This is a genomic window from Plantactinospora sp. DSM 117369 (assembly GCF_053764795.1).
On the sequence record NZ_CM132446.1, the window covers coordinates 8,725,931 to 8,750,757 of the forward strand.

Annotated in this window: 23 protein-coding genes; 8 read left to right on the plus strand and 15 right to left on the minus strand. The window is 73.1% G+C overall.

Translation table 11 applies throughout. The features are described from left to right. Positions 1-6 precede the first annotated feature (6 nt). A complete protein-coding gene (locus ACSMXO_RS37325) occupies positions 7-375 on the minus strand; it encodes a DUF3499 domain-containing protein (RefSeq protein WP_346259320.1) in 369 nt (122 codons plus the stop codon). 182 nt (positions 376-557) lie between these two features. Here ACSMXO_RS37325 and ACSMXO_RS37330 point away from each other — a divergent pair, with 182 nt between their 5' ends. Next, a complete protein-coding gene (locus ACSMXO_RS37330) occupies positions 558-1,007 on the plus strand; it encodes a metallopeptidase family protein (RefSeq protein WP_101367925.1) in 450 nt (149 codons plus the stop codon). 85 nt (positions 1,008-1,092) lie between these two features. Here the strand turns inward: ACSMXO_RS37330 and ACSMXO_RS37335 are convergent, their stop codons facing one another. The 3 genes from ACSMXO_RS37335 to ACSMXO_RS37345 all read right to left on the minus strand — a co-directional run bounded on the left by ACSMXO_RS37335 (position 1,093) and on the right by ACSMXO_RS37345 (position 5,450). Then, complete coding sequence (locus ACSMXO_RS37335; protein ID WP_101367926.1) at positions 1,093-1,350, minus strand: WhiB family transcriptional regulator; 258 nt, start codon at positions 1,348-1,350, stop codon at positions 1,093-1,095. Positions 1,351-1,698: 348 nt separating this feature from the next. After that, positions 1,699-4,206 (minus strand): bifunctional FO biosynthesis protein CofGH, encoded by a 2,508-nt coding sequence (locus ACSMXO_RS37340; protein ID WP_455415615.1) that lies wholly within the window; start codon positions 4,204-4,206, stop codon positions 1,699-1,701. 158 nt (positions 4,207-4,364) lie between these two features. Next, positions 4,365-5,450 (minus strand): hypothetical protein, encoded by a 1,086-nt coding sequence (locus ACSMXO_RS37345; protein WP_455415616.1) that lies wholly within the window; start codon positions 5,448-5,450, stop codon positions 4,365-4,367. Positions 5,451-5,549: 99 nt separating this feature from the next. On the opposite strand from ACSMXO_RS37345, the gene cofD reads away from it, so the two are divergent. Both cofD and ACSMXO_RS37355 read left to right on the plus strand, forming a co-directional pair. Further along, positions 5,550-6,512, plus strand: coding sequence for a 2-phospho-L-lactate transferase (cofD, locus tag ACSMXO_RS37350; protein WP_455415617.1), 963 nt, complete (start codon positions 5,550-5,552; stop codon positions 6,510-6,512). Next, positions 6,509-7,678 carry a coenzyme F420-0:L-glutamate ligase gene (locus ACSMXO_RS37355; RefSeq protein WP_455415618.1) on the plus strand — a complete coding sequence of 390 codons (1,170 nt, stop codon included), beginning with the start codon at positions 6,509-6,511 and terminating at the stop codon, positions 7,676-7,678. The genes cofD and ACSMXO_RS37355 overlap by 4 nt, the downstream gene beginning before the upstream one ends. Before the next feature lie 17 nt (positions 7,679-7,695). Here ACSMXO_RS37355 and ACSMXO_RS37360 read toward each other — a convergent pair whose 3' ends face one another. Together ACSMXO_RS37360 and ACSMXO_RS37365 are read right to left on the minus strand one after the other, a co-directional pair. Then, complete coding sequence (locus ACSMXO_RS37360; protein ID WP_346259315.1) at positions 7,696-8,715, minus strand: ArsR/SmtB family transcription factor; 1,020 nt, start codon at positions 8,713-8,715, stop codon at positions 7,696-7,698. Between the two features lie 367 nt (positions 8,716-9,082). After that, positions 9,083-10,141 carry a hypothetical protein gene (locus tag ACSMXO_RS37365; protein WP_455415619.1) on the minus strand — a complete coding sequence of 353 codons (1,059 nt, stop codon included), beginning with the start codon at positions 10,139-10,141 and terminating at the stop codon, positions 9,083-9,085. A 37-nt stretch (positions 10,142-10,178) separates the two neighbouring features. Between ACSMXO_RS37365 and ACSMXO_RS37370 the strand changes: the two genes are divergently transcribed. Next, the gene (locus ACSMXO_RS37370; protein ID WP_346259313.1) at positions 10,179-10,802 is read left to right on the plus strand and encodes an NUDIX hydrolase; all 624 of its coding nucleotides are present in this window, start codon (positions 10,179-10,181) and stop codon (positions 10,800-10,802) included. Here the strand turns inward: ACSMXO_RS37370 and ACSMXO_RS37375 are convergent. Both ACSMXO_RS37375 and ACSMXO_RS37380 read right to left on the minus strand, forming a co-directional pair. Further along, positions 10,799-11,905: a mannose-1-phosphate guanylyltransferase gene (locus ACSMXO_RS37375; protein ID WP_455415620.1), complete on the minus strand. Its 1,107-nt coding sequence runs from the start codon at positions 11,903-11,905 to the stop codon at positions 10,799-10,801. The two genes, ACSMXO_RS37370 and ACSMXO_RS37375, sit on opposite strands and share 4 nt — an antisense overlap. 76 nt (positions 11,906-11,981) lie before the next feature. Beyond that, positions 11,982-13,127, minus strand: a complete 1,146-nt coding sequence (locus tag ACSMXO_RS37380) for a glycosyltransferase family 4 protein (RefSeq protein WP_346259311.1) — start codon at positions 13,125-13,127, stop codon at positions 11,982-11,984. A gap of 242 nt (positions 13,128-13,369) precedes the next feature. On the opposite strand from ACSMXO_RS37380, the gene ACSMXO_RS37385 reads away from it, so the two are divergent. Next, positions 13,370-14,077: a TIGR03089 family protein gene (locus ACSMXO_RS37385; RefSeq protein ID WP_455415621.1), complete on the plus strand. Its 708-nt coding sequence runs from the start codon at positions 13,370-13,372 to the stop codon at positions 14,075-14,077. A gap of 22 nt (positions 14,078-14,099) precedes the next feature. On the opposite strand, the gene ACSMXO_RS37390 is transcribed toward ACSMXO_RS37385, so the two are convergent. Both ACSMXO_RS37390 and ACSMXO_RS37395 read right to left on the minus strand, forming a co-directional pair. Then, entirely contained in the window at positions 14,100-16,103 is a 2,004-nt protein-coding gene (locus ACSMXO_RS37390; protein ID WP_455419402.1) for an acetoacetate--CoA ligase, read from the minus strand. Between the two features lie 175 nt (positions 16,104-16,278). After that, positions 16,279-16,818 (minus strand): hotdog domain-containing protein, encoded by a 540-nt coding sequence (locus tag ACSMXO_RS37395; RefSeq protein WP_432877534.1) that lies wholly within the window; start codon positions 16,816-16,818, stop codon positions 16,279-16,281. Positions 16,819-16,974: 156 nt separating this feature from the next. Here ACSMXO_RS37395 and ACSMXO_RS37400 point away from each other — a divergent pair, with 156 nt between their 5' ends. Both ACSMXO_RS37400 and ACSMXO_RS37405 read left to right on the plus strand, forming a co-directional pair. Next, positions 16,975-17,637, plus strand: a complete 663-nt coding sequence (locus tag ACSMXO_RS37400; protein WP_455415622.1) for a hypothetical protein — start codon at positions 16,975-16,977, stop codon at positions 17,635-17,637. A 108-nt stretch (positions 17,638-17,745) separates the two neighbouring features. After that, a complete protein-coding gene (locus tag ACSMXO_RS37405) occupies positions 17,746-18,756 on the plus strand; it encodes a hypothetical protein (RefSeq protein ID WP_455415623.1) in 1,011 nt (336 codons plus the stop codon). Positions 18,757-18,838: 82 nt separating this feature from the next. Here ACSMXO_RS37405 and ACSMXO_RS37410 read toward each other — a convergent pair whose 3' ends face one another. The 5 genes from ACSMXO_RS37410 to ACSMXO_RS37430 form a co-directional block, all read right to left on the minus strand. Beyond that, positions 18,839-20,002, minus strand: a complete 1,164-nt coding sequence (locus ACSMXO_RS37410) for an acyl-CoA dehydrogenase family protein (protein ID WP_455415624.1) — start codon at positions 20,000-20,002, stop codon at positions 18,839-18,841. A gap of 206 nt (positions 20,003-20,208) precedes the next feature. Next, a complete protein-coding gene (locus ACSMXO_RS37415; RefSeq protein WP_455415625.1) occupies positions 20,209-21,627 on the minus strand; it encodes a hypothetical protein in 1,419 nt (472 codons plus the stop codon). Then, positions 21,620-22,153 (minus strand): SigE family RNA polymerase sigma factor, encoded by a 534-nt coding sequence (locus ACSMXO_RS37420; RefSeq protein ID WP_346259304.1) that lies wholly within the window; start codon positions 22,151-22,153, stop codon positions 21,620-21,622. Before ACSMXO_RS37420 ends, ACSMXO_RS37415 begins: the two co-directional genes overlap by 8 nt. Before the next feature lie 186 nt (positions 22,154-22,339). Next, positions 22,340-23,536, minus strand: a complete 1,197-nt coding sequence (locus ACSMXO_RS37425) for a lipase (RefSeq protein ID WP_455415626.1) — start codon at positions 23,534-23,536, stop codon at positions 22,340-22,342. Between the two features lie 157 nt (positions 23,537-23,693). Then, a complete protein-coding gene (locus ACSMXO_RS37430) occupies positions 23,694-24,128 on the minus strand; it encodes an NUDIX domain-containing protein (RefSeq protein WP_455415627.1) in 435 nt (144 codons plus the stop codon). A gap of 77 nt (positions 24,129-24,205) precedes the next feature. Here ACSMXO_RS37430 and ACSMXO_RS37435 point away from each other — a divergent pair, with 77 nt between their 5' ends. Then, on the plus strand, positions 24,206-24,811 hold the full coding sequence (locus ACSMXO_RS37435) for a hypothetical protein (RefSeq protein ID WP_455415628.1): 606 nt from the start codon (positions 24,206-24,208) through the stop codon (positions 24,809-24,811). Positions 24,812-24,827: the final 16 nt, after the last annotated feature.

The following is a 24,827-nucleotide window of genomic DNA, read 5'->3' on the forward strand; positions in this document are numbered from 1 at the left end:
ATTCGGTCAGTAGCTGGGCGGGATGACCCGGAGGTGCCCCCGCCGTCCGGTCTGCTGACCGGGATGCTGGTCGCTCTCGATCTCGTCCGGGCGCGGCGGCGCCGGGCGGGCCGCCTCGCGTACCGCCTCGGCGAGCGCCACCAGGTCGTCGGTGGTCGGCGGGGGCGGCTCGAACTCGCCCTCGTGCCGGACCACGTCCCAGCCCCGGGGTGCGGTCAGGCTCCTGGCGTGCGGCTCGCAGAGGTCGTAGGTGTGCGGCTCGGCAAAGGCCGCCAGCGGACCCACCACGGCTGTGGACTCGTTGTAGACATAGGTCAGCGTGGCTACGGCCTGTCGGGGGCAGCCGTTGCGGGAGCAACGCCGTGGTGACCTCACGGCGGCACGGTATCTCCATTACCGGCTCCGCCACCACGCTTGGGCATGCGACACGCCGGTAGCGGTGATCACATTCCGGGCGGCCCGCTCCGACACGACCGAATCCCCGAGCCGATCTTGATCGGACCAGGTCTACCCTGTCGTCGTGGGCGGTCGTCCACGACGAGTGAAGCGGGGTGCAGATGACCAGTCCGGAGAACCGCCGGCCGGGATCCGGGCGCCGGTCGCACCGGGACCGGCACGGGCGCGGGCTGCGAGGTCGGCTCGTTCCGGCCACCGTCCCGCTGGCCCGTACCAAATCGGAGATCTTCGACGACCTGGTCCTGGACACCGTGGAGACCCTGGAGCGGCGGTTCGCCAAGGAACTGGCCGGAGTCGAGTTCGCGGTCGAGGACGTACCGCCGGACCTGAACGTCTACGACTCGGACGTACTCGAGGACGGTGAGGTCCCGCTGGCCCGGCTGCTGCCCGGGCGCCCCGGACGCCAAGAGGTGCCGCCCCGGATCGTGCTCTACCGCCGCCCCCTGGAGTTCCGCGCGATAGACCGCGAGGATCTCGCCGACCTGGTGCACGACGTGATCATCGAGCAGGTCGCGAACCTGCTCGGCGTCGATCCCGACGAACTGGCCTGAGACCCGTCCCCCGACAGGCGGCCACACGTCGATCCCGACGAGGCTGGCCTGACCCGGGCGGCCCCCACCACCCGGGCGCGGCCGCTCAGGCGACGCGACGCTTCAACTTGCGCCGTTCGCGTTCGGACAACCCGCCCCAGATCCCGAACCGTTCGTCGTGCCCGAGTGCGTATTCCAGACACTCGGCCTTGACCTCGCACCGGGAGCAGATCCGCTTCGCCTCGCGGGTCGAGCCGCCCTTCTCGGGAAAGAACGCCTCCGGATCGGTCTGCGAGCAGAGCGCTCGCTCTTGCCACTCCGGAGCATTTCCGAGCAGGTCGGCCACCTCGAGTCGGCCGTCCATCCAGTTGCCTCCTTATCGCGCACCGGCGCGGCAGCCGGCGCAACCCCCCACGCGGAAGGCGTGTTTGTCCGTCCGGTAGCGATTTGATGCGCTCCGTACGAACGACCCCACTGAAATTACACGTGTGTTATACGTGCGTCGTCAAGCCGAACCTGCTAAGTGGAGTCACCCCTACCGCGTGCCCGGACGACTCTGGGAGCCATCGGGTCTCGCAACACCTGCCCTATCGATTCAGACCCGGTGCGGGTAACGCCCGCACGGCGAGTTGCGTCGGATATCCGGCGTGGCGCGCCCGGCGCGCCCATGACGAACCGTCCCGGCGAGCCTGCGGCGGGACGGACGGAAGGGTCAGCCGGCGTACCCGTAGACGGTCGTCCGGGGCCGGGCCCGCCGGCCGGCGGTGGCCGCGATCCGTTCGAGCTGGGCCACCGTACGCGCCGAGCCGTGGTCGGAACCAGCCATCCGGGAGATCGTCTCCTCCATCAGCGTGCCACCGAGGTCGTTACAGCCGCTCCGGAGCAGCTCAGCGGTACCGGAATCGCCGAGCTTGACCCAGGAGCACTGGATGTTGTCGATCCGGCCGTGCAGCAGCAGCCGGGCCATGGCGTGCACCACGCGATTTTCCCGCCAGGTGGGACCGGGGCGGGCGATGCCGGCGAGATAGATCGGTGCGTTGGTGTGCACGAACGGCAGCGCCACGAACTCGGTGAAGCCACCGGTCCGGTCCTGCAACCCGGCCAGTACCCGGAAATGGCCGAGCCACTGCCGGGGGTGGTCGACGTGGCCGTACATCATCGTGGAGCTGGACCGGATGCCCAGCTCGTGCGCGGTGCCGACCACCTCGACCCAGGTGGCGGCCGGCAGTTTGCCCTTGGTGAGCACCCAGCGCACCTCGTCGTCGAGGATCTCGGCGGCGGTGCCCGGGATGGTGTCCAGCCCCGCGTCGCGCAGCTCGGTCAGCCAGTCCCGGATCGACACACCCGCCTTGGCCGCCCCGGTGACGATCTCCATCGGCGAGTACGCGTGCACGTGCATGCCCGGCACCCGGGCCTTGATCGCCCGCACCAGGTCGGCGTACGCGGTGACCGGCAGCTTGGGGTCGATGCCGCCCTGCATGCAGACCTCGGTGGCGCCGGCCGCCCACGCCTGCTCGGCCCGGTCGGCGACCTGCTCCACCGAGAGCCGGTAGGCGTCGGCGTCCCGCTCCCGCTGGGCGAACGCGCAGAACCGGCAGCCCACGTAGCAGACGTTGGAGAAGTTGATGTTGCGGTTGACCACGTACGTCACGTCGTCGCCGACGGCGTCCCGGCGTACGTCGTCGGCGATCCGGCACAGCTCGTCCAGGGCCGCCCCGTCGGCGGCGAAGAGGGCCAGCGCCGCCGCCTCGTGCCGGGGCTCCAGCAGCGCGGCGGGATCCTCGGCGGCCAGCCGCAGCCCGGCCCGCAACTCGGTGCCGGAGGCGGCGGGGGCGGCGGTCGGGAGCTTCGCGCCGACCTCCGCCCAGTCGCCGTAGACGGAGTCGAAGTCGCCGCGCCGGTCGGCGCTCCGGCCGGTGGTGTCGATCGTGGTGTGCAGGTCGGTACGGCCACCCGGCACGAAGGCGGCGTCCGGCTCCTGCCATACGCGGCCGACCGGCCGGGCCGACTCGACCGCCAGCCCGGTCGCCGGGTCGGCGAGCGCGGCGACGTGCGCGGCGAGCCGGGGATCCAGCCACGGGTCGGCCCGCCGGACGTACTCGGGGTAGACGGTCAACCGCTCCCGCAGGGTGAACCCGGCGGCGGCGGTACGCGCGGCCAGCTCGTCCAGGTGCGGCCAGGGGCGCTCCGGGTTGACGTGGTCCGGGGTCACCGGCGACACCCCGCCCCAGTCGTCGATGCCGGCCCGCAGCAGCAGGTCGTACTCCCCCTCGATCAGGTTCGGCGGTGCCTGGATGCGGGCACCTGGCCCGAGCAGGATCCGGGCCACCGCCACGGTGGCGGCCAGCTCGTGCAGCTCGGCGTCGGGCATGCCGCGCATCGCGGTGTCCGGCTTGGCCCGGAAGTTCTGCACGATCACTTCCTGGATGTGGCCGTACTCCCGGGCGCTGCGCCGGATGGCGAAGATCGAGTCGACCCGCTCGGCGGGCGTCTCACCGATCCCGATCAGGATGCCGGTGGTGAACGGCACGCCGACCCGACCGGCGTCGGCCAGCACCCGCAGCCGGACCGCCGGCTCCTTGTCCGGCGAGCCGTAGTGCGGCCCACCTGGCTCGGCCCAGAGCCGGGTGGCAGTGGTCTCCAGCATCATCCCCATGCTCGGCGCCACCGGCTTGAGCCGTTGCAGCTCGGCCCAGGAGAGCACACCGGGGTTGAGGTGCGGCAGCAGGCCGGTCTCCTCCAGCACCGCGATCGCGCACGCCCGGACGTAGTCCAGTGTCGAGTCGAAGCCCCGCTCGGTCAGCCACTGCCGGGCCTGCGGCCAGCGCTCCTCCGGCCGGTCCCCGAGGGTGAACAGGGCCTCCTTGCAGCCCTGCGCGGCACCGGCCGCCGCGATCGCGAGTACCTCGTCCCGCTCCAGGTAGGCGGCGGGCAGCCGGTGCGGCACGGTGGCAAAGGTGCAGTAGTGGCAGCGGTCCCGGCAGAGCCGGGTCAGCGGGACGAAGACCTTCTTGGAGAAGGTGACCACGCCCGGCCGGCCGGCGTCGGCCAGCCCGGCGTCCCGGATCCGGCCGGCGACCGCCAGCAGTTCGTCGAGGAACTCGCCGCGCGCGGCGAGCAGCGCGGCCGCCTCGTCCGGGTCGAGGGCCCGGCCGTCGGCCGCCCGGCGCAGCGCCCGGCGCAGACTCGCGACAGTCGGTTGGTCAGTCCCATCAGCCACTCGTGCAGCCTAGGCGCAACGCCGGCCGGACCGCGCCTGCCGGACCCACCGCCGACGCCGGAACCCGCGTGGCACCTGTCACAGCCCCGGTAGGGCCGGCCTGGGCAGCCCCGGTCGAGCCGGCGCCGCCCGGCACCGGGTCGCCGTCGCGGTCGGCCTCAGCGCGGCTGGGTCGGGTCGTCGTCCCGGTCCGCCGGCGGTGGCTGGGCGCCGGCCGACGGCTGCTGGCTGGCCGGGTTGATCCGCTGGGTACGGTCGGCGACCGGCGGCCGCTGCGGGATCACCTGGGTCCGCCCGGTCTCCTCCTCGTCCGCCGCCGGCGATGCCGCGTCCGACGGGGTGGCGCCGACCGACGGCGCCGACCCGACCGACGGGACCGCACCGACCGACGGGGCGGACGGCGACTCGGCGCGCGGCGCCGCCGGGGGCGCGGAGGCGGGTGCCGGCGGAGCGGACGACGGCGCGGGCGGGGCCGACGCCGGTGGCGCGGAGGACGGCACCGGCGGGGCGTACCCGGGCTGGCCGTAGCCGGCGGGCGGGGCGTAGTCGGTCGGCTGGCCGTAGACCACGGGCTGGCCGTAGACGTGCGGCTCGGCCTGGCCGGCGGGCGGGTGGCCCTGGTACGGAGCACCCGGCTGGCCGTACGCACCCGGCTGGCCGTAGGCGCTCGGCTGGCCGTAGGCACCCGGCTGGCCATAGGCGCCGGGCTGGGCGTACGGCTGGGGCTGGCCGTAGAGGCCGGGCTGGGGCTTGGGCTTGGACACGTGGAAGAGCGCCCGCCACACCCGGAAGACCAGGAAGGCCACCGCCAGCAGGATCACGTACGCCCCGACGAAGACCAGGGTCCGGGTGAACGCCTGCCGGAACTGTGTCTCGGCCAGCAGCCCGAAGATCCCGGCGAGCAGGGTGATCCCGCCGAACAGCACCGAGACGGCGTACTCGACGAGCGCCACCAGGGTGATCACCCGGGCCAGCCCGACCACCGGTTGGAGATGGGTGGCGAGCAGTACCGCGAGCACCGGCAGCGCCACCTGCTCCAGGCCGACGAAGGCGTAGAAGGAGCTCAGCGAGCGGTCGCCGAAGTCGGAGCCCTCCCAACCGCCGAAGAACAGCTCGATCAGACCGCTGAACAGGAAGAGGGCGTTCGCCCCGAGGAGCACCAGCGCGATCAGCTCGCGCAGCGGCTTGGTTATCGAACTGGCCTGCGGCGCGTCGCTCGGCGCGGGCCCGGGCTGGCTGGTCAACTCTCCCCCTCAGACGGTGACGGGACTCCTGCGTCGCCTGAGCCTAGTCGGCCGGCCCGCCCGCCGCCTGTCCGGAGCGGATGGGCGAGGATGGAAGCCATGCGCATCGTGGTATTGACCGGGGGCATCGGCGGTGCCCGCTTCCTGACCGGCGTCCGCGGGTACGCCCGTCAGGTCGGCGCCGAGGTGACCGCGGTGGTCAACGTCGGCGACGACGTCGTCCTGCACGGCCTGAAGATCTGCCCGGACCTGGACAGCGTCATGTACACCCTCGGCGGCGGGGCGGACCGGGAACGGGGCTGGGGCCGGGCCGACGAGACCTGGACCGTCAAGGAGGAACTCGCCGCGTACGGCGCGGAGCCGACCTGGTTCGGGCTCGGCGACCGGGACGTCGCGACCCACCTGGTCCGGACCACCATGCTGAACGCCGGCTACCCCCTCTCGGCGGTCACCGAGGCGCTCTGCGCCCGCTGGCAGCCCGGGGTACGCCTGCTGCCCGCCACCGACGACCGGCTGGAGACCCACGTCGTGGTGCGCGACCCCGACGGGGACACCCCGGACGCCCAGCGGGCGATCCACTTCCAGGAGTGGTGGGTACGCCACCGGGGCGAGCTGCCCACCTCCCGCTTCGTCTTCGTGGGCGCGGAGGCGGCCAAGCCGGCGGCCGGGGTACTCGACGCGCTGGCCGGCGCGGACCTGGTGCTGCTCGCCCCGAGCAACCCCGTGGTGAGCATCGCGCCGGTGCTCGCCGTGCCGGAACTGCGGGACGCGCTGGTCGCCGGCTCCGCGCCGGTGGTCGGGGTGTCGCCGATCATCGGCGGCGCCCCGGTACGCGGGATGGCCGACCGCTGCCTGGCGGTGCTCGGGGTGCCCTGCACCGCGGCTGGGGTGGGTGGGCTCTACGGCGCCCGGTCGGCCGGTGGCATCCTGGACGCCTGGCTGGTGGACAGCACCGACGCCGGGACCGAGGTCGAGGGGGTGACCGTGCGGGCGGCCCCGCTGTGGATGACCGACGAGGCGGCGACCGCGACCATGGTCCGGACCGCCGTGGAGCTGGGATGAGACTTGAGGTGCTGCCGGTGCTCGGCATCGGCGACGTCACCGAGGGCGACGACCTGTCGGCGCTGATCGCGACCGCCGCGCCCTGGCTGCGGGACGGCGACGTGCTGGTGGTGACCAGCAAGATTGTCTCCAAGGCGGAGGGCCGGCTGGTCGACGTACCGGTCGACGGGCCGGAGCGGGAGGCGGCCCGGGCCGAGGTGCTGGCCGGCGAGACCGCCCGCCCGGTGGCCCGGCGCGGCTCGACCCGGATCGTCCAGACCCACCACGGCTTCGTGATGGCCTCCGCCGGGATCGACGCCTCCAACGTGGACCGTTCCCGGCTGGTGCTGCTGCCGAAGGATCCGGACGCCTCCGCCCGGGCGCTGCGGGCCGCGATCCGGGAGCGGCACGGCGCCGACGTGGCGGTGATCATCTCGGACACCATGGGCCGGCCGTGGCGCAACGGCCTCACCGACGTGGCGCTGGGCGTCGCCGGGATGCCGGCGGTCCGCGACCACCGGGGCGAGGTCGACCCGTACGGCAACAAGCTCAACATCACCCAGATGGCCGTGGTCGACGAGTTGGCCGGCGCGGGCGAGCTGGTCAAGGGCAAGTGTGACCAGGTGCCGGTCGCGGTGGTCCGGGGCTATCTCGGTGCCGCCGATCCGGACGACGGGCGCGGCGCGGCGGCGCTGGTCCGGGACGCCGAGCACGACCTGTTCGCCCTCGGCACCGCCGAGGCACGGGCCGACGGGCTGCGCGCCGCCGCCACCCTGGCCGAGTCGACGGCCGGCGGGCCGGTCCCGTCCGTGGTGCCGGCGGTGCTGGACGGCGCCGACGCCGGGCTGGTCCGGGCGGCGGTGGACCGGGCCCTGCGCACCGTCGCCGGGGTCGTCGCGCCCGGCACGGTCTGGACGCTGGTCACCGACGAGCGACGGGTACGCGACCGGCTCGGCGAGTCGGCACCGCCCCAGGCGTACCGGAGCGGCGTCCTGCTCGACTGCGCGCCACCCGGTCCGCCCGGCACCGACCCCGGTGTGCTGATCCGGTTCGGCGCCGACCTGCACCGGCTGCGGGCCGCGCTGGCCGCCGAGGGCCTCGGCTCCGCCGTACTGCCGGCGTCCTCCGGTGCGATCGGGTCGACCCTGCTGGTCGGCACCCCGCCGGGTCCCACCACCGGGCTCTGACCGCCCCGGCCGGCTGTTCAGCCGGTCAGCATCGCCCGGCCCAGCGGGGTCAGGCTGTGCAGCACGGTGTTGCGGTCGCGGTGGCTGACCAGCAGTCCGGCGTTGCGCAGCACGGTGGTGTGCTGGCTCGCGGCCGCCGCCGAGATGTTCAGCCGACGGGCCACCTCGCCGGTCGAGCAGCCGTCACCGACCACCTCCAGCACCCGGGCCCGGGTCTTCCCGATCAGCGCGGCCAGCGCCACCCGGCTCTCCTCCCCACCGGCCGCCGGTGCCGGACCGGCGCCCTCACCCGGTGCCGGCGTCAGCCCACCCAACCGGTCTACCGGGTAGACCAGGACCGGGGGCAGCTCGGGGTCGAGCAGGGTCACGGGCATCCGGGCGCAGAAGAACGACGGCACCAGCAGCAGCCCACGCCCGTCGAGGTGCAGCTCCCGGTCGGCCGGATAGTCCGGTACCTCCAGCACCCCGGAATCCCAGCGCATCGCCGGACGGAGACTGGCCAGCAGCCCCTCCGTCCCGCCGTCGAGCAGGGCCCGGGCCCGCCGTGCCCGGTCCGCCTCCACCGCCGCCTGGATCCGGTCCCAGTACGGCTCGATCGCGGTCGCCTGGTAGATCCGCATCGAGTCGGTGAGGTGCTCCAGCACCTCGACTTCGCCCCGGGCCAGCGCGCTGGCGGTACTGGGTAGCGGCAGCGGGCTCTCCCCGGCCAGTACGTTCAGGTCGCGCTCCAGCGCGTTGACCGGCGTGGAGCGTACGGCGTCCAGCCCGGCCGCCAGGCCGTACATGCTGTGGTAGGGGGTCAGGAAGTCGGGGAAGTAGCCGCGGGGCGGGTTGAGGGCGAGCAGCAGCCGCAACTGCCCCGGTGCGGTGTCCCGGCGGAGCCCGCCGAAGACGCCCCGCCGCCAGCCCGCCATCATCGGATCCCGGCTGCGCCCCTGCAACAGGTGCAGGCTGAGGACCAGCTCCCAGACCTGGTCCGCGGCGGGGGCGACCCGGGTCCGGGCGATGTCCTCGCTGGAGAAGACGATCCGCAGCATGGCACGCACTCCCCGAATCGCCGGATGGGGTATGCCCGGCAACCAGTCGCACTCTACCGGGTGCCATCTATCAGCGTCTTTCAGCGTGGGCTGAAAGACCTCGACGGCCGGCGGAGCCAGCGGGCATGCTCACTAGGCCGATACCGGGGTCACCGGCGTTCTGGACGCCGGGTGACCCTGCGGCATGCCGGGGGCAGGGGAGGAACGCGACACCCGGACGGTCGCCACGAGGGTTCGCGGACGGTTGTCCGCGGAGGGTGCTGTCCGGGTTGTCGCTTCCATGCCGCCCGCCCCGAGCGAGCCGAGACGAGACGCCGAGCGGGCCGCGAGGCCGAGCGAGCCGCAGCGCCGTCGCATACCGCCGGGCTCAGCCGTCCCGGCCCGACGCGATCAGCAACGCGACCCGGTGGTCCTCGTCGGTCACGTAGTAGCGGGCACCGTCCAGTTCGGTCAGCCCCTCCACGTTGTGCAGCGGGGCGAGGTCCGCCATCAGCTCACCGGCGACAGTGGACCCGGACGGGTCGGCCGGCCAGCGGAACCGCACGTGCCGGCTGGTCACGTCACCGCCGGTCGGGTGGTCGTCGAGCAGCACCGACCGCTTGCCCAGGGCGTCGATCGAGCCGACCACCGCGTCGTACCCGCCGTCGTCCCGGGCCGACAGCGCCCGGAAGCCGGTCAGCTCGCCGGGCCGGGTCACCCCGGTCAACGCGTACGCCCCGACGACCCGGGGCCAACTCCGCCGGTCGAACATCCCGGCCACGTCCGCCAGCTCGACGAGGATCGGCTCGCCCCGCCCGGTCACCGGAAACCGCAGCCCGAGCAGCACGGTGCCGGTCGGGGTGAAGGCCGCCGCCTCCACGTTGACCGGCAGGTCGTCGTCGGTGAGCCGGTCGACCCAGCTCTTCGCCCGGGCGGTGCCCCGGGCCCGGGTCGCCGCGATGAACAGATGCCGCACCTGCTCCCCCGCCGGCAGTACCCCGATCCCGGCGGTCAGCAGGGCGTCGTTCACCGCCCGGTGCAGCCGGAACTGGTTGCGTACCACGTGCAGCCGGGGCAGCGGGGCGGCCGCCTCGGCCTCCCGGAACCGGGCCACGAAGGCGCGGCGGGGGCGCAACGGCCCACGCTTGGAGCCGAAGTGCGAGCCGAAGACGTAGATCCAGCCGTCGTGCCGGGCCAGCGCCTCGCCGTCCTCGGTCCGGCCGTTCTCGGCACCGGCGTCCATCGGCACGTGCGCGGTCAACCAACTGCCGTCGTACCGCTCGACCAGCAGGGCCAGGCATCCCTCGACCGGCCCCTCGTCGAGTACGGTCCAGAACGCCCGCCGGGCGCCGTACGCGGCGAGCACCTCGGGCGCGCGTACCGGCAGCAGGTCGCTCGCCTCGTTGCCGGCGACCGCCAGTTCGACGGTGTGCGAAAGGCAGGTCATACCGATGATGCTACGAGCCCCGCACTAGGGTGGCGCTGTGCCCGATGCCCTGTACGCCGACACGTTGGCCCTGCTCACCGCCTGGCAGCCGCCCACCGCCGAGGCGGCGGACGCGCTGGACCGGACGCTGCGACTGCTCGACGAGGGCGGTCCGGCGGCGCTGACCCGGGCACACCGGGCCGGCCACGTCACCGCCAGCGCGCTGGTGCTGGACGCCACCGGCAGCCGGGTGCTGCTCTGCCTGCACGGCCGGTTCCGCCGCTGGGTGCAGCTCGGCGGGCACTGCGAGCCCGGCGACCGTACCCTGGCCGGGGCGGCGCTGCGGGAGGCGACCGAGGAGTCCGGGATCGCCGGGCTGTGGCTCGACCCCACCCCGATCGACCTGGACATCCACCAGGTTTCCTGCCAGGGCGGCTCGCTGCACCACGACGTACGCTTCGCCGCGGTCGCCCCGGCCGGCGCGGTCGAGCGGGTCAGCGCCGAGTCGGTGGAGCTCGGCTGGTTTCCGCCGGACACCCTCCCCGAGCCACTGGCCGGCGCCACCGCCCAACTGGTGGCACCGGCGCTCGCGGTGTACGCGCGGAACCGCCCGCGCCCCGCACCTGACGTCTGGCGAGGTCAGCCGGACCCGGTGAGCGCTAGAGGTAGCGGTGCACGCTAGAGGTAGGGGTGCGCCTCCTCCGCCTCCAGTGCGGCGACGATCTCCTTGACCTCCTGGGCCCGGGACCGGGCACAGACGAAGAGCGCGTCCGGCATGTCGACCACCACGGTGTCCTGGACCCCGAGGGTCACCACCAGCCGGTCGGACTGGGTCACCACCACCGTCCGCTCGGTGTCCCGGAGCACCACCCGGCCGGCCGGGGGCGTGCCGTCGGGTCCCTCCCGGAGCACCACGTTGCTCGCGTCGTCGCCGGTCAGCGCCTCGCCCAGGGTGTGGAAGTCGCCGACGTCGTTCCAGCGGAAGTCGGCCGGCACGGTCGCGACCAGGCCGCGTTCCGCCGCCCCCTCCATCACCGCGAAGTCCACCGAGATCTTGGTCAGTTCCGGCCAGACCCGGTCCAGTACCGCTGCCTGGTCCGGGGTGCCCCAGGCCGCGGCGATCTCGGTCAGCCCGGCGTACAGCTCCGGCTGCTGCCGGGCCAGCTCGCCGAGGAAGACGTCGACCCGCCAGACGAACATCGAGGCGTTCCAGTAGAAGCGGCCGGACTCGACGTACTTGACCGCGAGGTCGTACTCCGGCTTCTCCTTGAACCGGACGACCTGCCGGGCCGGGCCGGCACCGATCGGCTCGCCCGACTCCAGATAGCCGTAGCCGGTCTCCGGGTGGGTCGGGGTGATGCCGACCGCGACCATCAGCCCGTCCCGCGCGGTCGAGATCGCCGCGCCGAGCACCTCCAGGAAGCGGGTCTGGTCGCCGACCACGTGGTCGGCGGAGAAGGCGCCCATCACCGCGTCCGGATCCCGCCGCGCGATGACCGCCGCCGCCAGCCCGATCGCCGCACAGGAGTCCCGGCGGGAGGGTTCGACCAGGACGTTCTCCTCCGGTACGTCGGGCAGCTGCCGGGCCACCGCGACCGCGTGCGCGGCACCGGTGACCACGTACGTGCTCTCCGGGGCGGACAGTGGGCGCACCCGGCGTACGGTCGCCTGGAGCAGCGACTCGTCGGAGCCGGTCAGCGGGAGGAGGAATTTGGGGCGGCCGGCGCGCGAGAGTGGCCACAGACGGGTGCCACTGCCGCCGGCCGGAATCACGGCGTAGAACATCGCCACATCATGCCCGAGACGTCAGGGGCGGGACGCACACACCGTCTGATAACACCCGAATTCCGCCCGGGACCCCTCACGCCCGGGCCCGGCCCCATGCCGCGAGGTGCACCTCGGCGCTGGACTCCCAGGTGAACTCCTTGGCCCGGTCGAAGCCCGCCTTCGCCAGCGAGAGCCGCCGCGCCTCGTCGTCCAGCAGCGCACCGAGATCGGTCGCGATCTGCTGCGGATCCTCGCTGGTGTACGCCACCGCGTCACCGCCGACCTCCGGCAGCGACAGCCGCGGGGTGGTGAGCACCGGGGCGGCGCAGGCCATCGCCTCCAGGATCGGCAGCCCGAAACCCTCGCCGTACGACGGATAGGCGGCGACCAGCGCACCGCCGAGGAAGCCCGGCAGGTCGGCGTAGCGCAGGTAGCCGGGGCGGAGCAGCCGCAGGTGCGCCGGTACGTCGGCGACGGCCTGGTCGATGTCGTCGTCGTGCCCCTGACCACCGGCGATCACCAGGGCGGGCGGCTCCGGCCGGTCCTTGACCGCCAGCACCCAGCCCCGGATCAGGTTCGGCACGTTCTTGCGCGGCTCCTTGGAGCCGAGGAACGCCACGTAACTGTGCCCGCCCAGGCCGAGCCGGGCGCGTACCCGGGCCTTCTCCTCGTCGCTCGGCGCGTGGAACGCCGCCTGGTCCACCCCGTGGTAGGCCACGTCGATCCGGGTCGGGTCGGCGTCCAGCAGCCGGATCAGCTCGTCCCGGGTCGCCTTGCTCGGCACGATCACCCGGTCGGCCCGGCGCAACGAGGTCTTGATCGCGCTGCGGAAGAAGGTCCGGCGCGACTTGTCGTAGTGCTCCGGCTCGGTGAAGAAGGTCGCGTCGTGCACGGTGACCGTCACCGGACAGCCGGCCCGGAGCGGACAGGTGTAGAACGGCGAGTGCAGCACCTGCGCGCCGACCTGCTGGGCCAGCAGCGGAAGCCCGGTCTGCTCCCAGGCCAGCCGGGCCGGCCGGTGCGCCACCGCCGCCGGCGCCGGGATCACCTCGGCCGCCGGCAGCATCCGCGAGTATCGCTCGGCGTCGGTGCGCAGCCCGACCACGGCCAGCTCCAGGCCCGGCCCGATCACCTTGCCCAGGGCGCCGAGCAGGCCGTCGACGTATCTGCCAACGCCGCCCCGGTCGGCGGGGACGCTGGTGGCGTCAATGAGCACGCGGGGCGGGCGACCGGCGGTCACTGGGCAACTCCTCGGCTGAGTGTGATGTAGGGAACAACACTGACTCCAAGCCTACGCCGCGCCGCCCCGGGCGCGTCGACTGCGACCCGTCGGGCAACTGTCTTTCCGGTGACTCAGACAGGTACGCGACGAAGGCGTCACGATGGGTGCCGGCGTCGCCGCGACCGCCCGCTCGGAGATCATCACCGGCCCGGGGCGGAGCTCACCGCCGCTGGCCGGCCGGGTCGGTATCGTCACGGGCGATGACCGAGAACATCTCCGGGCTGTTCGCCGCCGCGATCGCCGCCGACCCGACCCGACCGCTGCTGACCTGGTACGACGACGCGACCGGAGACCGCACCGAACTCTCCGGGGCGACCCTGGCCAACTGGGTGGCCAAGACCGCGAACCTGCTGGTCGACTCGGCCGGGCTGGCCCCGGGCGATCCCGTCGGGGTGCTGCTGCCGCCGCACTGGCAGACCGCCGCCGTGCTGCTCGGCTGCTGGTCGACCGGGTCGGCCGTCTCCGGTGCCCGGCCCGGCGAGTCGGCCCCGCAGCCGGTCGACGTGCTCTTCGCCTCGGTCGACCGGGTCGGCGAGGCCGCGGCCTGGCCAGCCGGTGACCGGTACGCCCTCGCGCTCGCCCCGCTCGCCGCCCCGGTACGGGAGCTCCCGCCCGGCTGGGCCGACTACGTGCTCGAGGTACGCGGGCACGGCGACCACTTCACGCCGTATCCGGCCGCCGGCCCGCAGGACCCGGTGCTGGCCGACCTGGCCGCCCAGCGCGCCACGGAGCTGGGCATCGGGGCCGGCGATCGGGTGCTGGTCGACGCGGCCCGCCACCCGGACCCGGTGGACTGGCTGCTCGCCCCGCTGGCCGCCGGGGCCAGCACGGTGCTCTGCGGCAACCTCGACCCAGCCCGGTTGGCCGACCGGGCGGCGGCGGAGAAGGTAACGGTTCGGCTGACGTAACCGACGTCACACCGGAGGCCGGCTACCTCCGCTCGGCGGTCCGCTGTCGGGCGAAGCGCGCGAAGGCGAGCAGCGACTCCGGGTTGGCCAGCGCGCCGGTGGCGGCGGCCGAGTCCACCGGCGCGCCGGTGAGGATCTTCTTCACCGGCACCTCCAGCTTCTTCGCCGACAGCGTCCTCGGCACCGCACCCACCTGGTGGATCTCGTCCGGCACGTGCCGGGGCGACAGCCCGGTACGCAGTTCCCGGTTGATCCGCGCGGTCAGCTCCGGACCCAGCTCCAGCCCGGGCGCGAGTACGACGAAGAGCAGCAGTTCGCCCGCGCCGCCCTCGTCGTCCTCCAGGTGCACCACCAGCGAGTCGGTCACCTCGGGCAGCCCCTCGACCACGGAGTAGAACTCGGCGGTGCCGAGGCGTACCCCGCCCCGGTTCAGGGTCGCGTCGGAGCGGCCGGTGATCACACAACTGCCCCGCTCGGTGACGGTGATCCAGTCCCCGTGCCGCCACACCCCGGGATAGACGTCGAAGTACGCCTCCCGGTAGCGGCGGCCGTCCGGGTCGTTCCAGAACCCGACCGGCATGCTCGGCATCGGTGCGGTGATCACCAACTCGCCGAGCTGGTCGACCACCGGGTCACCGTCGGCCGACCGCGCCTCCACCCGGGCACCCAGGCAGCGGCAGGTGATCTCACCGGCGACGACCGGCAGCAGCGGCACGCCGCCGACGAAACCGGTGCAGACGTCGGTGCCACCAGAGATCGAGTCGAGCCGCAGGTCGGCGCCGACGGAGTCGTACACCCAGCGGAAGCCCTCGGCCGGCAGCGGCGCACCGGTCGAACCGACCCCGCGCACGGCGGAGAGGTCGACCAGCTCGGCCGGGCGCAGCCCGGCCTTGCGGCAGGCCAGCAGGAACGGCGCGGAGGTGCCGAAGTAGGTGGTGCCGGTGGCGGCGGCCAGCCGCCACAGCGTGCCCAGGTCCGGCTCGGCCGGGCGGCCCGGCTCGGCCCGGACCGCCGGGTTGCCGTCGAAGAGCACGATCGCGGCACCCACCGCCGGGCCGGAGACCAGGAAGTTCCACATCATCCAGCCGGTGGTGGTGAACCAGAAGAAGCGGTCCCCCGGGCCGAGGTCGTGGTGCAGCGCCAGCATCTTCAGGTGTTCGAGCAGGATGCCGCCGTGCCCGTGCACGATCGGCTTCGGCAGCCCGGTGGTGCCCGACGAATAGAGCACGTAGAGCGGGTGGTCGAAGGGCACCGCCGCGAAGTCCAGCGGCTCGTCGGTCCCGGCCGCCAGCTCCGCCCAGCGAAGCGCCCCGTCCGGCGGCGCGGCGTCCGGCTCCAGATAGGGCAGCACCACCGTGTGTACGACCGACGGCAGCTCGGCCCGGATCGTCGCCAGCTCGGTGCGGCGGTCGACGAGCTTGTCCCCGTACCGGTAGCCGTCGACGGCCACCAGCACGGTCGGGGCGATCTGCCGCCAGCGGTCGAGCACGCTGCGGGTGCCGAACTCGGGGGCGCAGGAGGAGAAGACCGCCCCGAGGCTGGCCGTGGCGAGCATCAGCACGAAGGTCTCGGGAATGTTCGGGGCGTACGCCGCCACCCGGTCACCGGGGCCGACGCCCAGCCGGACCAGTCCGGCCCGGACCCGGCGTACCTGCTCGCGCAGCTCGGCGGCGGTCAGGGTGACCGGGGGGCGGGTCTGGCTCTGCGCGATCACCACCGGCTCGTCGTCGGCCATCCCGGGCATCCGGAGTACGTGCTCGGCGTAGTTGAGGGTGGCGCCGGGAAACCAGCGGGTGCCGGGCATGGAGGTGTCGACCAGGGTCGCGGTCGGCTCGGTGTGGGCCCGGACCTCGAAGTAGTCCCAGATCGAGCGCCAGAAGCCGTCGAGATCGGTGACCGACCAGCGCCACAGCGCAGCGTAGTCGTCGAAGTCGAGGCCCCGGTGCCGGCTCAGCCAGCGCAGGTAGTCGCCGATCCGGGACCGGTCGTCACCGGCCGGCGGCGGCGTCCAGAGCACCTCGCCCACCATGGTCCTGCTCCTCCCTACGGCCCGCACGCCGGTGTGCCGGGCCTGGTCGCCATACTGCCGTACCCCGGCCCGCCATTCTCCGCCCGGAAGCCGGCACCGGTACGCGTGCCCGGCCCACATCTCCGGCCCCCGGGTCATGTGGGCCGGCCCGGGGAGGTCGGTGCCGGGCGGCTCAGCCGGCGACGGAGGAGTCGGCGGCGCCCCGGTGCGCCTGGATCGCCTTGCGCTTGGCCAGCCGGTGGGCCCGGCGGATCTCCGCCTCGCGGAACCGGCGCTCGTCCTCCGGGGTCTCCGGCAGCACCGGGCGGACCGGGCGGGGGTTGCCGGCCACGTCCACCCCGACGAAGACCAGGTAGGCGGTGGCCACCACGATCGGGGCGTCCTCGGCGCTGTCCCAGCGCTCGGCGACCACCCGGACCCCGACCTCCATCGAGGTCTGCCCGGTCCAGTTGACCTGCGCGTGGGCGTGCACCAGGTCACCGACCCGGACCGGCTCGGCGAAGACGATCTCGTCGATCGCGGCGGTCACCGCGGTACCGCCGGAGTGCCGTGCCGCCGACGCCCCGGCCACGTCATCGACGAACTTCATCAGCACGCCGCCGTGCACGGTGCCGTAGAGGTTGACATCGACCGCCGTCATGATCCGGCTCAGCGTGACCCGCGAGTACGAGGTCGGCTTGCCGGCCGGCGGTGGCGAGAGCTGCTCGGTCATGCGGCAACGGTACGGCGACCCGGCGTGCCGCCGCCCCCGCCGGTGACGGCGGTTACCCGGGTCACCCCGGTCACCCCCCGGTGACAGTCGGCAAGATCGATACTGGACGCGCCCGTGCAGGCTGCCGGGCGGCGTCCGAGGCGGTACGGTGCGCGGATGCGACATCTCTGGAGCTTCCTCGCCGGAGTGGTGGCGGCGCCACTGACCTGGGCCTTGATCGCGCTCGGTCAGGACGGGTCCGGCCGCACCGTCACCCGCTGGGTGGAAGTCGGTACCTTCAACACGGCCAACCTGATCCAGGGGGCCGTCTACCTCGGAGTCGCGGGCATCCTGCTCGGCCTGCTCGGCACGCTGCGGCTCTCCCCGGCCGGCCCACTCGCCGCCGGCCTGCTGCTGGTCGCCCCGTACGTCGGGCTGTTCGTCGACCCCTTCACCGTGCGCGACGCGGTGCCGGCGAACTGGAAGGTGTTCGGCGACCCGCTGCCGTTGGTGCAGGTGCTGGAGAACGGCACGACGTTCCTGCTCGGCGTGCTGCTGCTGATGGCCACCTTCAGCATCCAGCGCTGGCGTCGCTGGCCCAGCCCGGTAGCCCCCGCACCCGCGCCGACGTCGTCCGATGTGGAGGAGCCGACCCCGACCGACTGGTCCCTGCTGAACAACCCGCCGGAAAGCGACATCAAGCCGCCGACCCTGGGCTACCCGGAGCCGGACACCGAACCGCTGCCGCCGCTGCCGCGCCGCGATGCCGGATCGCCGTGGTCGGCACCGCCCCGGAGCGCGACGAAGCGCGACGACGCGGCCGACAGTACGACAAGCTGACTGTGCCGGGGCGGGTCGTTCGGTCGGCCCGCCCCGGACCGACACGCCGTGGCCGGCATTGCCCTATCCGGGTACGGTGCCCTGAGACACCCGGTTGGGGAGGTTGCAGTGCGACACCTTGGATCGCTGGTATTCGGGCTGGTCAGTGTGCCGATCATCTGGGTGTTGGCCGGGATCGGATTGATAAAGCTCAACGGCGGGATCACCCGGGACGAGACCGGGGACGCGCTCGTCGGGTTCATCGTGATCGCGGTCGTCGCCGGGCTGCTCGCCGCGCTGCTGCTGCCCCGGTGGTCCCCGGTCGGTACTGCGGTCGCCGGCCTGCTCTTCCTGGTCATGGCGGTGTGGTCCATGATCGATCTCGGCTCGATGGGCGACCTGCTGCCGCGTTCCTTCCTCGGCGTCGACTTCGCGCTCACCGCGCCGTCCGGGGCCTTCGCCACCCTGCTCGCCGTGCTGCTCTTCGCCACCGTGCTCGTACCCCAGCGCTGGCGCTCGCCGCGTCCGGCCGGAGCCGGCTTCCCCGGCGCCGCCGGCCAGCCCGGCTTTCCGTCCTACCCGCCCCCCGGGCAGGTGCCGCCCGGCGGACAGTTCCCGCCCGGCACCCAGACGCCGCCCGGCGGACAGCTTCCGGCGGGTCAGTTCCCGCCGCCCGGTGGACCGGGCATCCCCGGCCTCCCCGGCACCCCGCACCCGCCGAACTACGGCCCCTCGGTCGCCCCGAGCTACCCGCAGTCCGCGCCGCCGAACTTCGGCCCGGCCGTCCCGCCGAACTACGGACCCGGCGCGCCGCAGCACCAGACGCCCTCGGCACCGCCGTACAACGCCCCGACCGGCGCACCGCACTACGGCCCGCCGAGCGTGCCGGGCAACCTGGGACGGCCGCCTGGGCCGCAGGCGCCGGGGTCACCGATCTCCGGCCCGCCGGTGCCGAGCGCGCCGCCGCAGCCGCCCACCTTCAGCCCGCTCACGCCACCGGCCCCGGCGCCCCGGTCCGGCCAGCCGGGCAGCGACGAGACCACCCAGTTCGGTGGGCGCTCGGACGAGACCACCCAGTTCACCGGAGGTCCGGACGACGACGGGATGGACGGGGTGACCCGCCGCCTCGGCGACCGCTGACGGGGCCAGCCCGACGGATCAGCCGCCGATCTGGTGGTCGGCCGGGTCGGTCCGCAACAGCAAGGCGTACCCGGAGCGGGCATCAGTCCCTGAGGAGCTGCCGGGCCATCACGATCCGCTGGACCTGGTTGGTGCCCTCGTAGATCTGAGTGATCTTGGCGTCCCGCATCATCCGCTCGACCGGGTAGTCCCGGGTGTAGCCGTACCCGCCGAGGAGCTGCACCGCGTCGGTGGTGATCTCCATCGCGGCGTCCGAGGCGAAGCACTTCGCGGCGGCGCCGAAGTAGGTCAGGTCGGCGTCGCCGCGCTCCGACTTCCCAGCGGCCGCGTACGTCAACTGCCGGGCCGCCTCCAGCTTCATGCCCATGTCGGCGAGCATGAACTGGATGCCCTGGAACTCGGCGACCGCCTTGCCGAACTGCCGCCGCTGGCGCACGTACGCCTTGGCGTAGTCCAGCGCGCCCTGGGCGATCCCGACCGCCTGGGCGGCGATGGTGACCCGGGTGTGGTCCAGGGTCCGCATGGCGGTGCCGAAGCCGGTGCCCGGTTCGCCGATCATGCGGTCCGCCGGGATCCGCACGTTGTCGAGGTAGACCTCGCGGGTCGGCGAGCCCTTGATGCCGAGCTTCTTCTCCGGCGCCCCGAAGCTGACCCCCGGATCCGACTTCTCCACCACGAAGGCGGAGATGCCGCGCGAACGGGCCGCCGGATCGGTCACCGCGAAGACGGTGTAGTACTCCGAGACCCCGGCGTTGGTGATCCACCGCTTGACGCCGTTGAGCACGTAGGAGTCGCCGTCCCGGACCGCCCGGGTGAGCATCGAGGCGGCGTCGCTGCCCGCCTCCGGCTCGGAGAGGCAGTACGAGAACATCGCCTCGCCCCGGGCCACCGGCGGCAGGTAGCGCCGCTTCAGCTCCTCGGAGGCGGCCAGCAGCAGCGGCATGGTGCCGAGCTTGTTCACCGCCGGGATCAGCGAGGAGGCGGCACAGGCCCGGGCCACCTCCTCGATCACGATCGCGGTGGCGAGCGCGTCGGCGCCGGCTCCGCCGTACTCCTCGGGGATGTGCGGGGCGTGGAAGTCGGCGGCCTTCAGCGCCTCGTACGACGCCTTCGGGAACTCGCCGGTCTCGTCGGCCTCGGCGGCGTTCGGCGCGACCTTGGCGTCGCAGACCTCCCGGACGGCCTCCCGGACCGCCTCGTGCTCCTCCGGCACCTGGTACGCCTCGAACACCGATCCGCTGCTCATCGCGACCCTCCCGTCTCGCTCCGGCCACTGAGACCATACCGGCCGGTAACCAAGCACGGAAGCCGAGGCCGCCGGGTCCGGAGCGGGCGGAACCGTCCTCCCCGACCGCGCCCGGTGACCGGGACCCGGCGAGCCGCCCCCCGAGGAAGGACCGGGCTCGCCGGGTCGCGGTCGACCGTCAGTCGGCCGTTACCGGTGGTTTGCCGTCACTGGACGACACGGGTCTCCGGAGTGTCTCCGGGCGGCTGCCCGAAGTTGCTCTCCCTCCCCAGCGGGATCGGCGTACTACCCAACACCGCCCCGTCCGCCGCGTACGCCGTAACAGTCCCCGGCTGGTCCACCGGCACGGTGGCGATGCCGGACCCCGAGGCGTCGAGGTCGACCGGGACCGGCGTACCGGCAGCGACAGTGACCGTGGCGGACGCGGCGCCGGCCGGCGCGACCACCCGCACCTGGTCGGTCCGGGCGGCGGCACCCTCGACACGCAGCCGCCAGGCGATCGGTCGCCGGTCGGCGCCCTCGGCCGGCATCAGCAACCGCAGATCCGTCCACCCGCGCCGTTCGGTGCCGCGCATGGCGTACGCGATGACGCCGCCCCTCGCGGGCTGCACGGTGAGCAGCGCCGCGGGCTGACCGTGCACCGTGCCGGTCCAGGGCACCCGCACCGTCGTCCCGGTCGCCCGCAGCTGGCTGTCCAACAGCGCCGCGTCGACGAAGTCCGCCAGCACCGCCCGGTCCAGCGCCGGTCCCCGGGTATCCCGGGTGGCCGCGGCGAGCAGCGCGTCGGAGATCGGGCCGGGTCCGGCGTACGGGCCGCCGGGCAGACCCGTCTCGTCGATCACCTCGTCGCCCCGGCTGACCCGGACGACGGGCTGGAATCCGAGCGGGGCGGGGGGCAGGACCGCCACCCCGACCCCGGCACTGTCCCGGGTGGCGAGTTGCCGGTACTCCAGCCGGCCGGCGGCGGTGTACACCGGCTCGCCGCTGATCGTCACCGTCGAGTCGACCGGTCCGACCACCACCGCGAGACCGCTGCCCTGCTTGGGCGCCTGCATCAGGGTCATCACCGGTGGGAGGTCGCCGCCGACGGCGTGGCCGGCGTACCGCATCTGCCCCGCCGCGGCGCCGGCCGGGCCGACGTACCAGACGAGAGCCGACGTGCTGAGGACGCCGAACCGGAGCGGGACGACGACCAGCGCGACCCGGTAACGGGGGAGGTCGCTGCCGTAGAGCAACCGGATCTTCCGCCGGTCCCCGATCTCCCAGATGCCCTTTGGTTCGTCCAGCTTCTCCAGTTCCCTGTCGGTACCGATCCGCGCGCGCAGGTCGTCCAACCAGGCCCGGTCACCGGCGAGCGCCCCCCGCGGCGGCGCGTCGGCCAGCGCCGACGGCGGCGCGGCGATCGCGATCCCGGGCGTACCGCCCGGCAGCGGGACCACGTTGGTCTGCACCCCGACCAACAGCGCCAGGACCCCGGCGCCGACCGCTCGCCGGACCTGCCGGCTCCGGCGCCGCCGTCCCGCGCGGTGGTCGAAGCCTGGCCACGGATCATCCGGTACGCCCACCACGCCCGCTGTCCGGGTCAGCGTGTCCCGCAACGTCGACTCGATCATGGTGTCAGACATGCGTTTCCTCCTGTAGTCCTGCCATCGCGGGTTCGGGTGCCACCCTGAACTGGATCCGCAGCCGGGCCAGCCCCCTGGATGCCTGGCTCTTCACCGAACCGACCGAGCAGCCGAGAACGCGGGCTGTGTCCGCCTCGCTCAGGTCCTCGAAGTAGCGCAGCACGAGGACCGCCTGCGTCCGGCGGGGCAGTTGCCGCAACGCCACGACGAGCTGCTGCCGCTGTTCCACCTGGGCGTACGCGTCCGGTGTGGGTGTGGTGTCGGAGCCCAGCAGCGGCACCTCGAGCGGCCGCCGTCGGCGGCGCCAGCTGATCGCGGTGTTGACCATGACCCGGCGTACGTAGATCTGGGGCGCGTCCTTGCGCTGGATCCGCGCCCAGTGCCGGTGGGTCTTCTCCAACGCCGCCTGGACCAGGTCCTCGGCGGTGCCCCGGTCACCGGTCAGCAGGTAGGCCGTCCGGGCCAACGGCCCCCACTGATCTCGGACGAACAGCCGGAACTCTTCGTCGGGTTCGCGCCTCGTCACGCCACCTCCAGGTCATCCGGAACGGGTTGTGCTCGGACGTGAGGTAGACGCCGGCCACACCCGGCACGGTTGAGTAAGACTCCGGATCCGGGCGGCTGGGATCACCCGGCGTGCGGTGAACGCCGAGCGAACGTCGTCCGCCCCACCGGCCGGGGACCGGTAGGGCGGCGGTTCGGGTGACGGCGGCTATCTCAGCGTCGCGAACCAGGTGGCGACCTGCGGGACGGAGAGCACCAGCGAGGTGATGTGGTCGACGTCGCCGACGTCGGTCAGGGTCACGTCGGCACCGACACCACGCAGCTCCCGCTGGCACCGCTCGCTGTTGGCGTAGACGGCCTCCGGGTCGCCGTGCGCGGCGTACATCCGGACCGGCACCGCCGGCCGCCACCCCAGGCAGGCGTCGTCGTTGGCCCGCGCCGCCCCGGCCAGCCGGCCGGTCGGCTGGAGCAGCAGTTCGGCGTACTCGGGTCGCAGCAGCTCCGACGGCTTCGCCGGCAGTCCTGCCATGGACTCCTCGATGGTGTGCTCCCCGTCGAACAGGTCCGCGACGTTTCCCGCGTACGGCTCCTGGAAGACCTCCGACTCGGCACCGTAGAGGTGGTAGATCCGGTTCCACGCCACCGTGAGGTACGCCAGGTAGTAGGTCGCCGCCTTCGGGTCCACGTCCCCGCCGATCGCCGCAGGCCACTCGACGTCGAAGAGGTGGTACGCGCCGCTGATCGGCGCCAGCGCGCCGAGGGAGAAGTTGCGGTCAGCACCCCGTTGCAGCGCTCTGGCCAGCAGGAACGAGTTGTTGGCGCCCTGCGAGAACCCGGCGACCGCCACTGGCCCGCCGACGGTGCGCCCGTACCGGACCGCGAAGTGCCGGGTGGCCCGCAACGCGTCGACCGACGCGCTCACCGCCGTCTCCGCATGGAAGTAGGGGTGGGTGCCGGGGCCGGCACCGAGCCCGAGGTAGTCGGGCGCGGTGGCCGCGTAGCCCAGCGAGGCGAAGAGCACCGCCGCCGCCCTGTCGCAGCACTCGCTCACCGAGGGCGCGTCGAGCCGGTACGACTGCGTCCCGTGCAGCCAGACCGCCGGCCGCAGCCGCCGGTCGCCGGTACGCGGCAGCGCGACGAGCGAGCTGGCCGTCGTCGACCGGCCGCGCACGTCGACCGTACGGTAGACGACCTGGTACGCGTCCACGCCGTGCCGCGCCTGTGGCACGTACACCCCGAGCGGTTCGAGGAACTCCTTGACCTGCTGCGGCTCCAGGCCCAGCACCTGTCTGCCCGACACCACCCTGCCGCCCCGGTTGGCGGCGGCGCTCGCGGTCGTCGACGCCAGCACGGCCATCGCGGTGAGCACCGCGACGCCGCCCAGCGTGAACAGTGTTTTCTTCATGTCCACAAGCGTCGTTTCGGCGGCCCCGCCACACACGCCTGCCACCTGCCCGACTGCCCGTAGGGCTGAACCCAACAGCAGGGTCAGGCTGACCCCAACAAGCCATGCCATGATCAGGGAGCGTCCGGCCGAGCTGGGCGAGCCGGACGCTACGAGATCACGGGAAAGGCGGACTGCCGTTTTCGAGGTAGGACGTGGCGGTGGCGGTGAGCGCCTGGGTGGCGGCGCGGACCCGACGGGCCAGCAGTGGCGAGAGCCTGGCGTCCGCCTCGGCGGGCGTGCACCAGGCCCAGCCGTGCAGCTCGGCCAGCGCCAGCCGGATGCCGGCCTGCTGATCGGGCGCCAACCGGCCGCCGTCGAAAACAAGCATGACCCCTTCGGTACGCCCCGGGCGCGGCGGAACCCAGTCGACCACCAGCAGCCGCCCCGGCATCACGACGAGTCCCAACTCCTCGGCAACCTCCCGCCGGGCGGCGGTGTACGGCGACTCGCCCGCCTCGACACAGCCACCGGGGATCTCCCAGTGCTCCTTGTAGGTCGGCTCGTTGTGGCCGGGGTTTGGAGCTGACCACTGACCACGCGCACGTACCACACGAACACTGATGACCAGTCATCTGCCGTGACGGTAATGCCTCGATCCTGAAATCCGAAACGGTTAGCCTTGCCGACGTGACAGGCACGCTGCTTTTCATCATCGGGCCACCGGCCGTCGGCAAGATGACCGTGGGGGAACAGATCGCCGCTCGGACCGGTCTGCGGCTGTTCCACAACCACCTGGCGATCGAGCCGGTGCTGCGCTTCTTCCCGTTCGGTAGCCCGCCGTTCGGGCGTCTGGTCGATCGGTTCCGTCGCGACCTCATCGAAGAGGTGGCGGCCAGCGATCTCCCCGGACTGATCTTCACATATGTCTGGGCGTTCGACCTTCCGGAGGATGAGCGGGCGGTAGACCAGTTCGCGGAGCCGTTCAGGCGACGCGGCGGCCGTGTGCTCTTCCTCGAGTTGGAGGCAGCCCAAGAGGAACGGCTTCAGCGGAATCAAGGCGCATCACGTCTGGCTGAAAAACCGTCCAAACGAGATGTCGTTTTCTCGCAGCAAAATTTGCTCGAACTAGACCGGCGGTACCGCCTCAGCTCGGAGGGCCGGTTCGACGACCGCGCCGACTACCTTCGTGTCAATAACACCCACTTGGAGCCGGCTCTTGTAGCAGCCACGGCAATTTCCTATTTCAGCATCCCGCTGCAGTCCGGTCAGGAAGGCTGCGTTCCGCAAGCCTGAGCCCAGATTGCAACCG

Coding starts and splice junctions, on each gene's coding strand:
- ACSMXO_RS37360 (WP_346259315.1), bottom strand. CDS start 8,715: ATGCTGCGGATCGTCTTCTCCAGCGAGGACATCGCCCGGACCCGGGTC.
- ACSMXO_RS37330 (WP_101367925.1), top strand. CDS start 558: ATGACCAGTCCGGAGAACCGCCGGCCGGGATCCGGGCGCCGGTCGCAC.
- ACSMXO_RS37375 (WP_455415620.1), bottom strand. CDS start 11,905: ATGTTCTACGCCGTGATTCCGGCCGGCGGCAGTGGCACCCGTCTGTGG.
- ACSMXO_RS37410 (WP_455415624.1), bottom strand. CDS start 20,002: ATGAGCAGCGGATCGGTGTTCGAGGCGTACCAGGTGCCGGAGGAGCAC.
- ACSMXO_RS37365 (WP_455415619.1), bottom strand. CDS start 10,141: ATGACCTGCCTTTCGCACACCGTCGAACTGGCGGTCGCCGGCAACGAG.
- ACSMXO_RS37335 (WP_101367926.1), bottom strand. CDS start 1,350: ATGGACGGCCGACTCGAGGTGGCCGACCTGCTCGGAAATGCTCCGGAG.
- ACSMXO_RS37415 (WP_455415625.1), bottom strand. CDS start 21,627: ATGTCTGACACCATGATCGAGTCGACGTTGCGGGACACGCTGACCCGG.
- ACSMXO_RS37355 (WP_455415618.1), top strand. CDS start 6,509: ATGAGACTTGAGGTGCTGCCGGTGCTCGGCATCGGCGACGTCACCGAG.
- ACSMXO_RS37385 (WP_455415621.1), top strand. CDS start 13,370: ATGACCGAGAACATCTCCGGGCTGTTCGCCGCCGCGATCGCCGCCGAC.
- ACSMXO_RS37400 (WP_455415622.1), top strand. CDS start 16,975: ATGCGACATCTCTGGAGCTTCCTCGCCGGAGTGGTGGCGGCGCCACTG.
- cofD (WP_455415617.1), top strand. CDS start 5,550: ATGCGCATCGTGGTATTGACCGGGGGCATCGGCGGTGCCCGCTTCCTG.
- ACSMXO_RS37425 (WP_455415626.1), bottom strand. CDS start 23,536: ATGAAGAAAACACTGTTCACGCTGGGCGGCGTCGCGGTGCTCACCGCG.
- ACSMXO_RS37395 (WP_432877534.1), bottom strand. CDS start 16,818: ATGACCGAGCAGCTCTCGCCACCGCCGGCCGGCAAGCCGACCTCGTAC.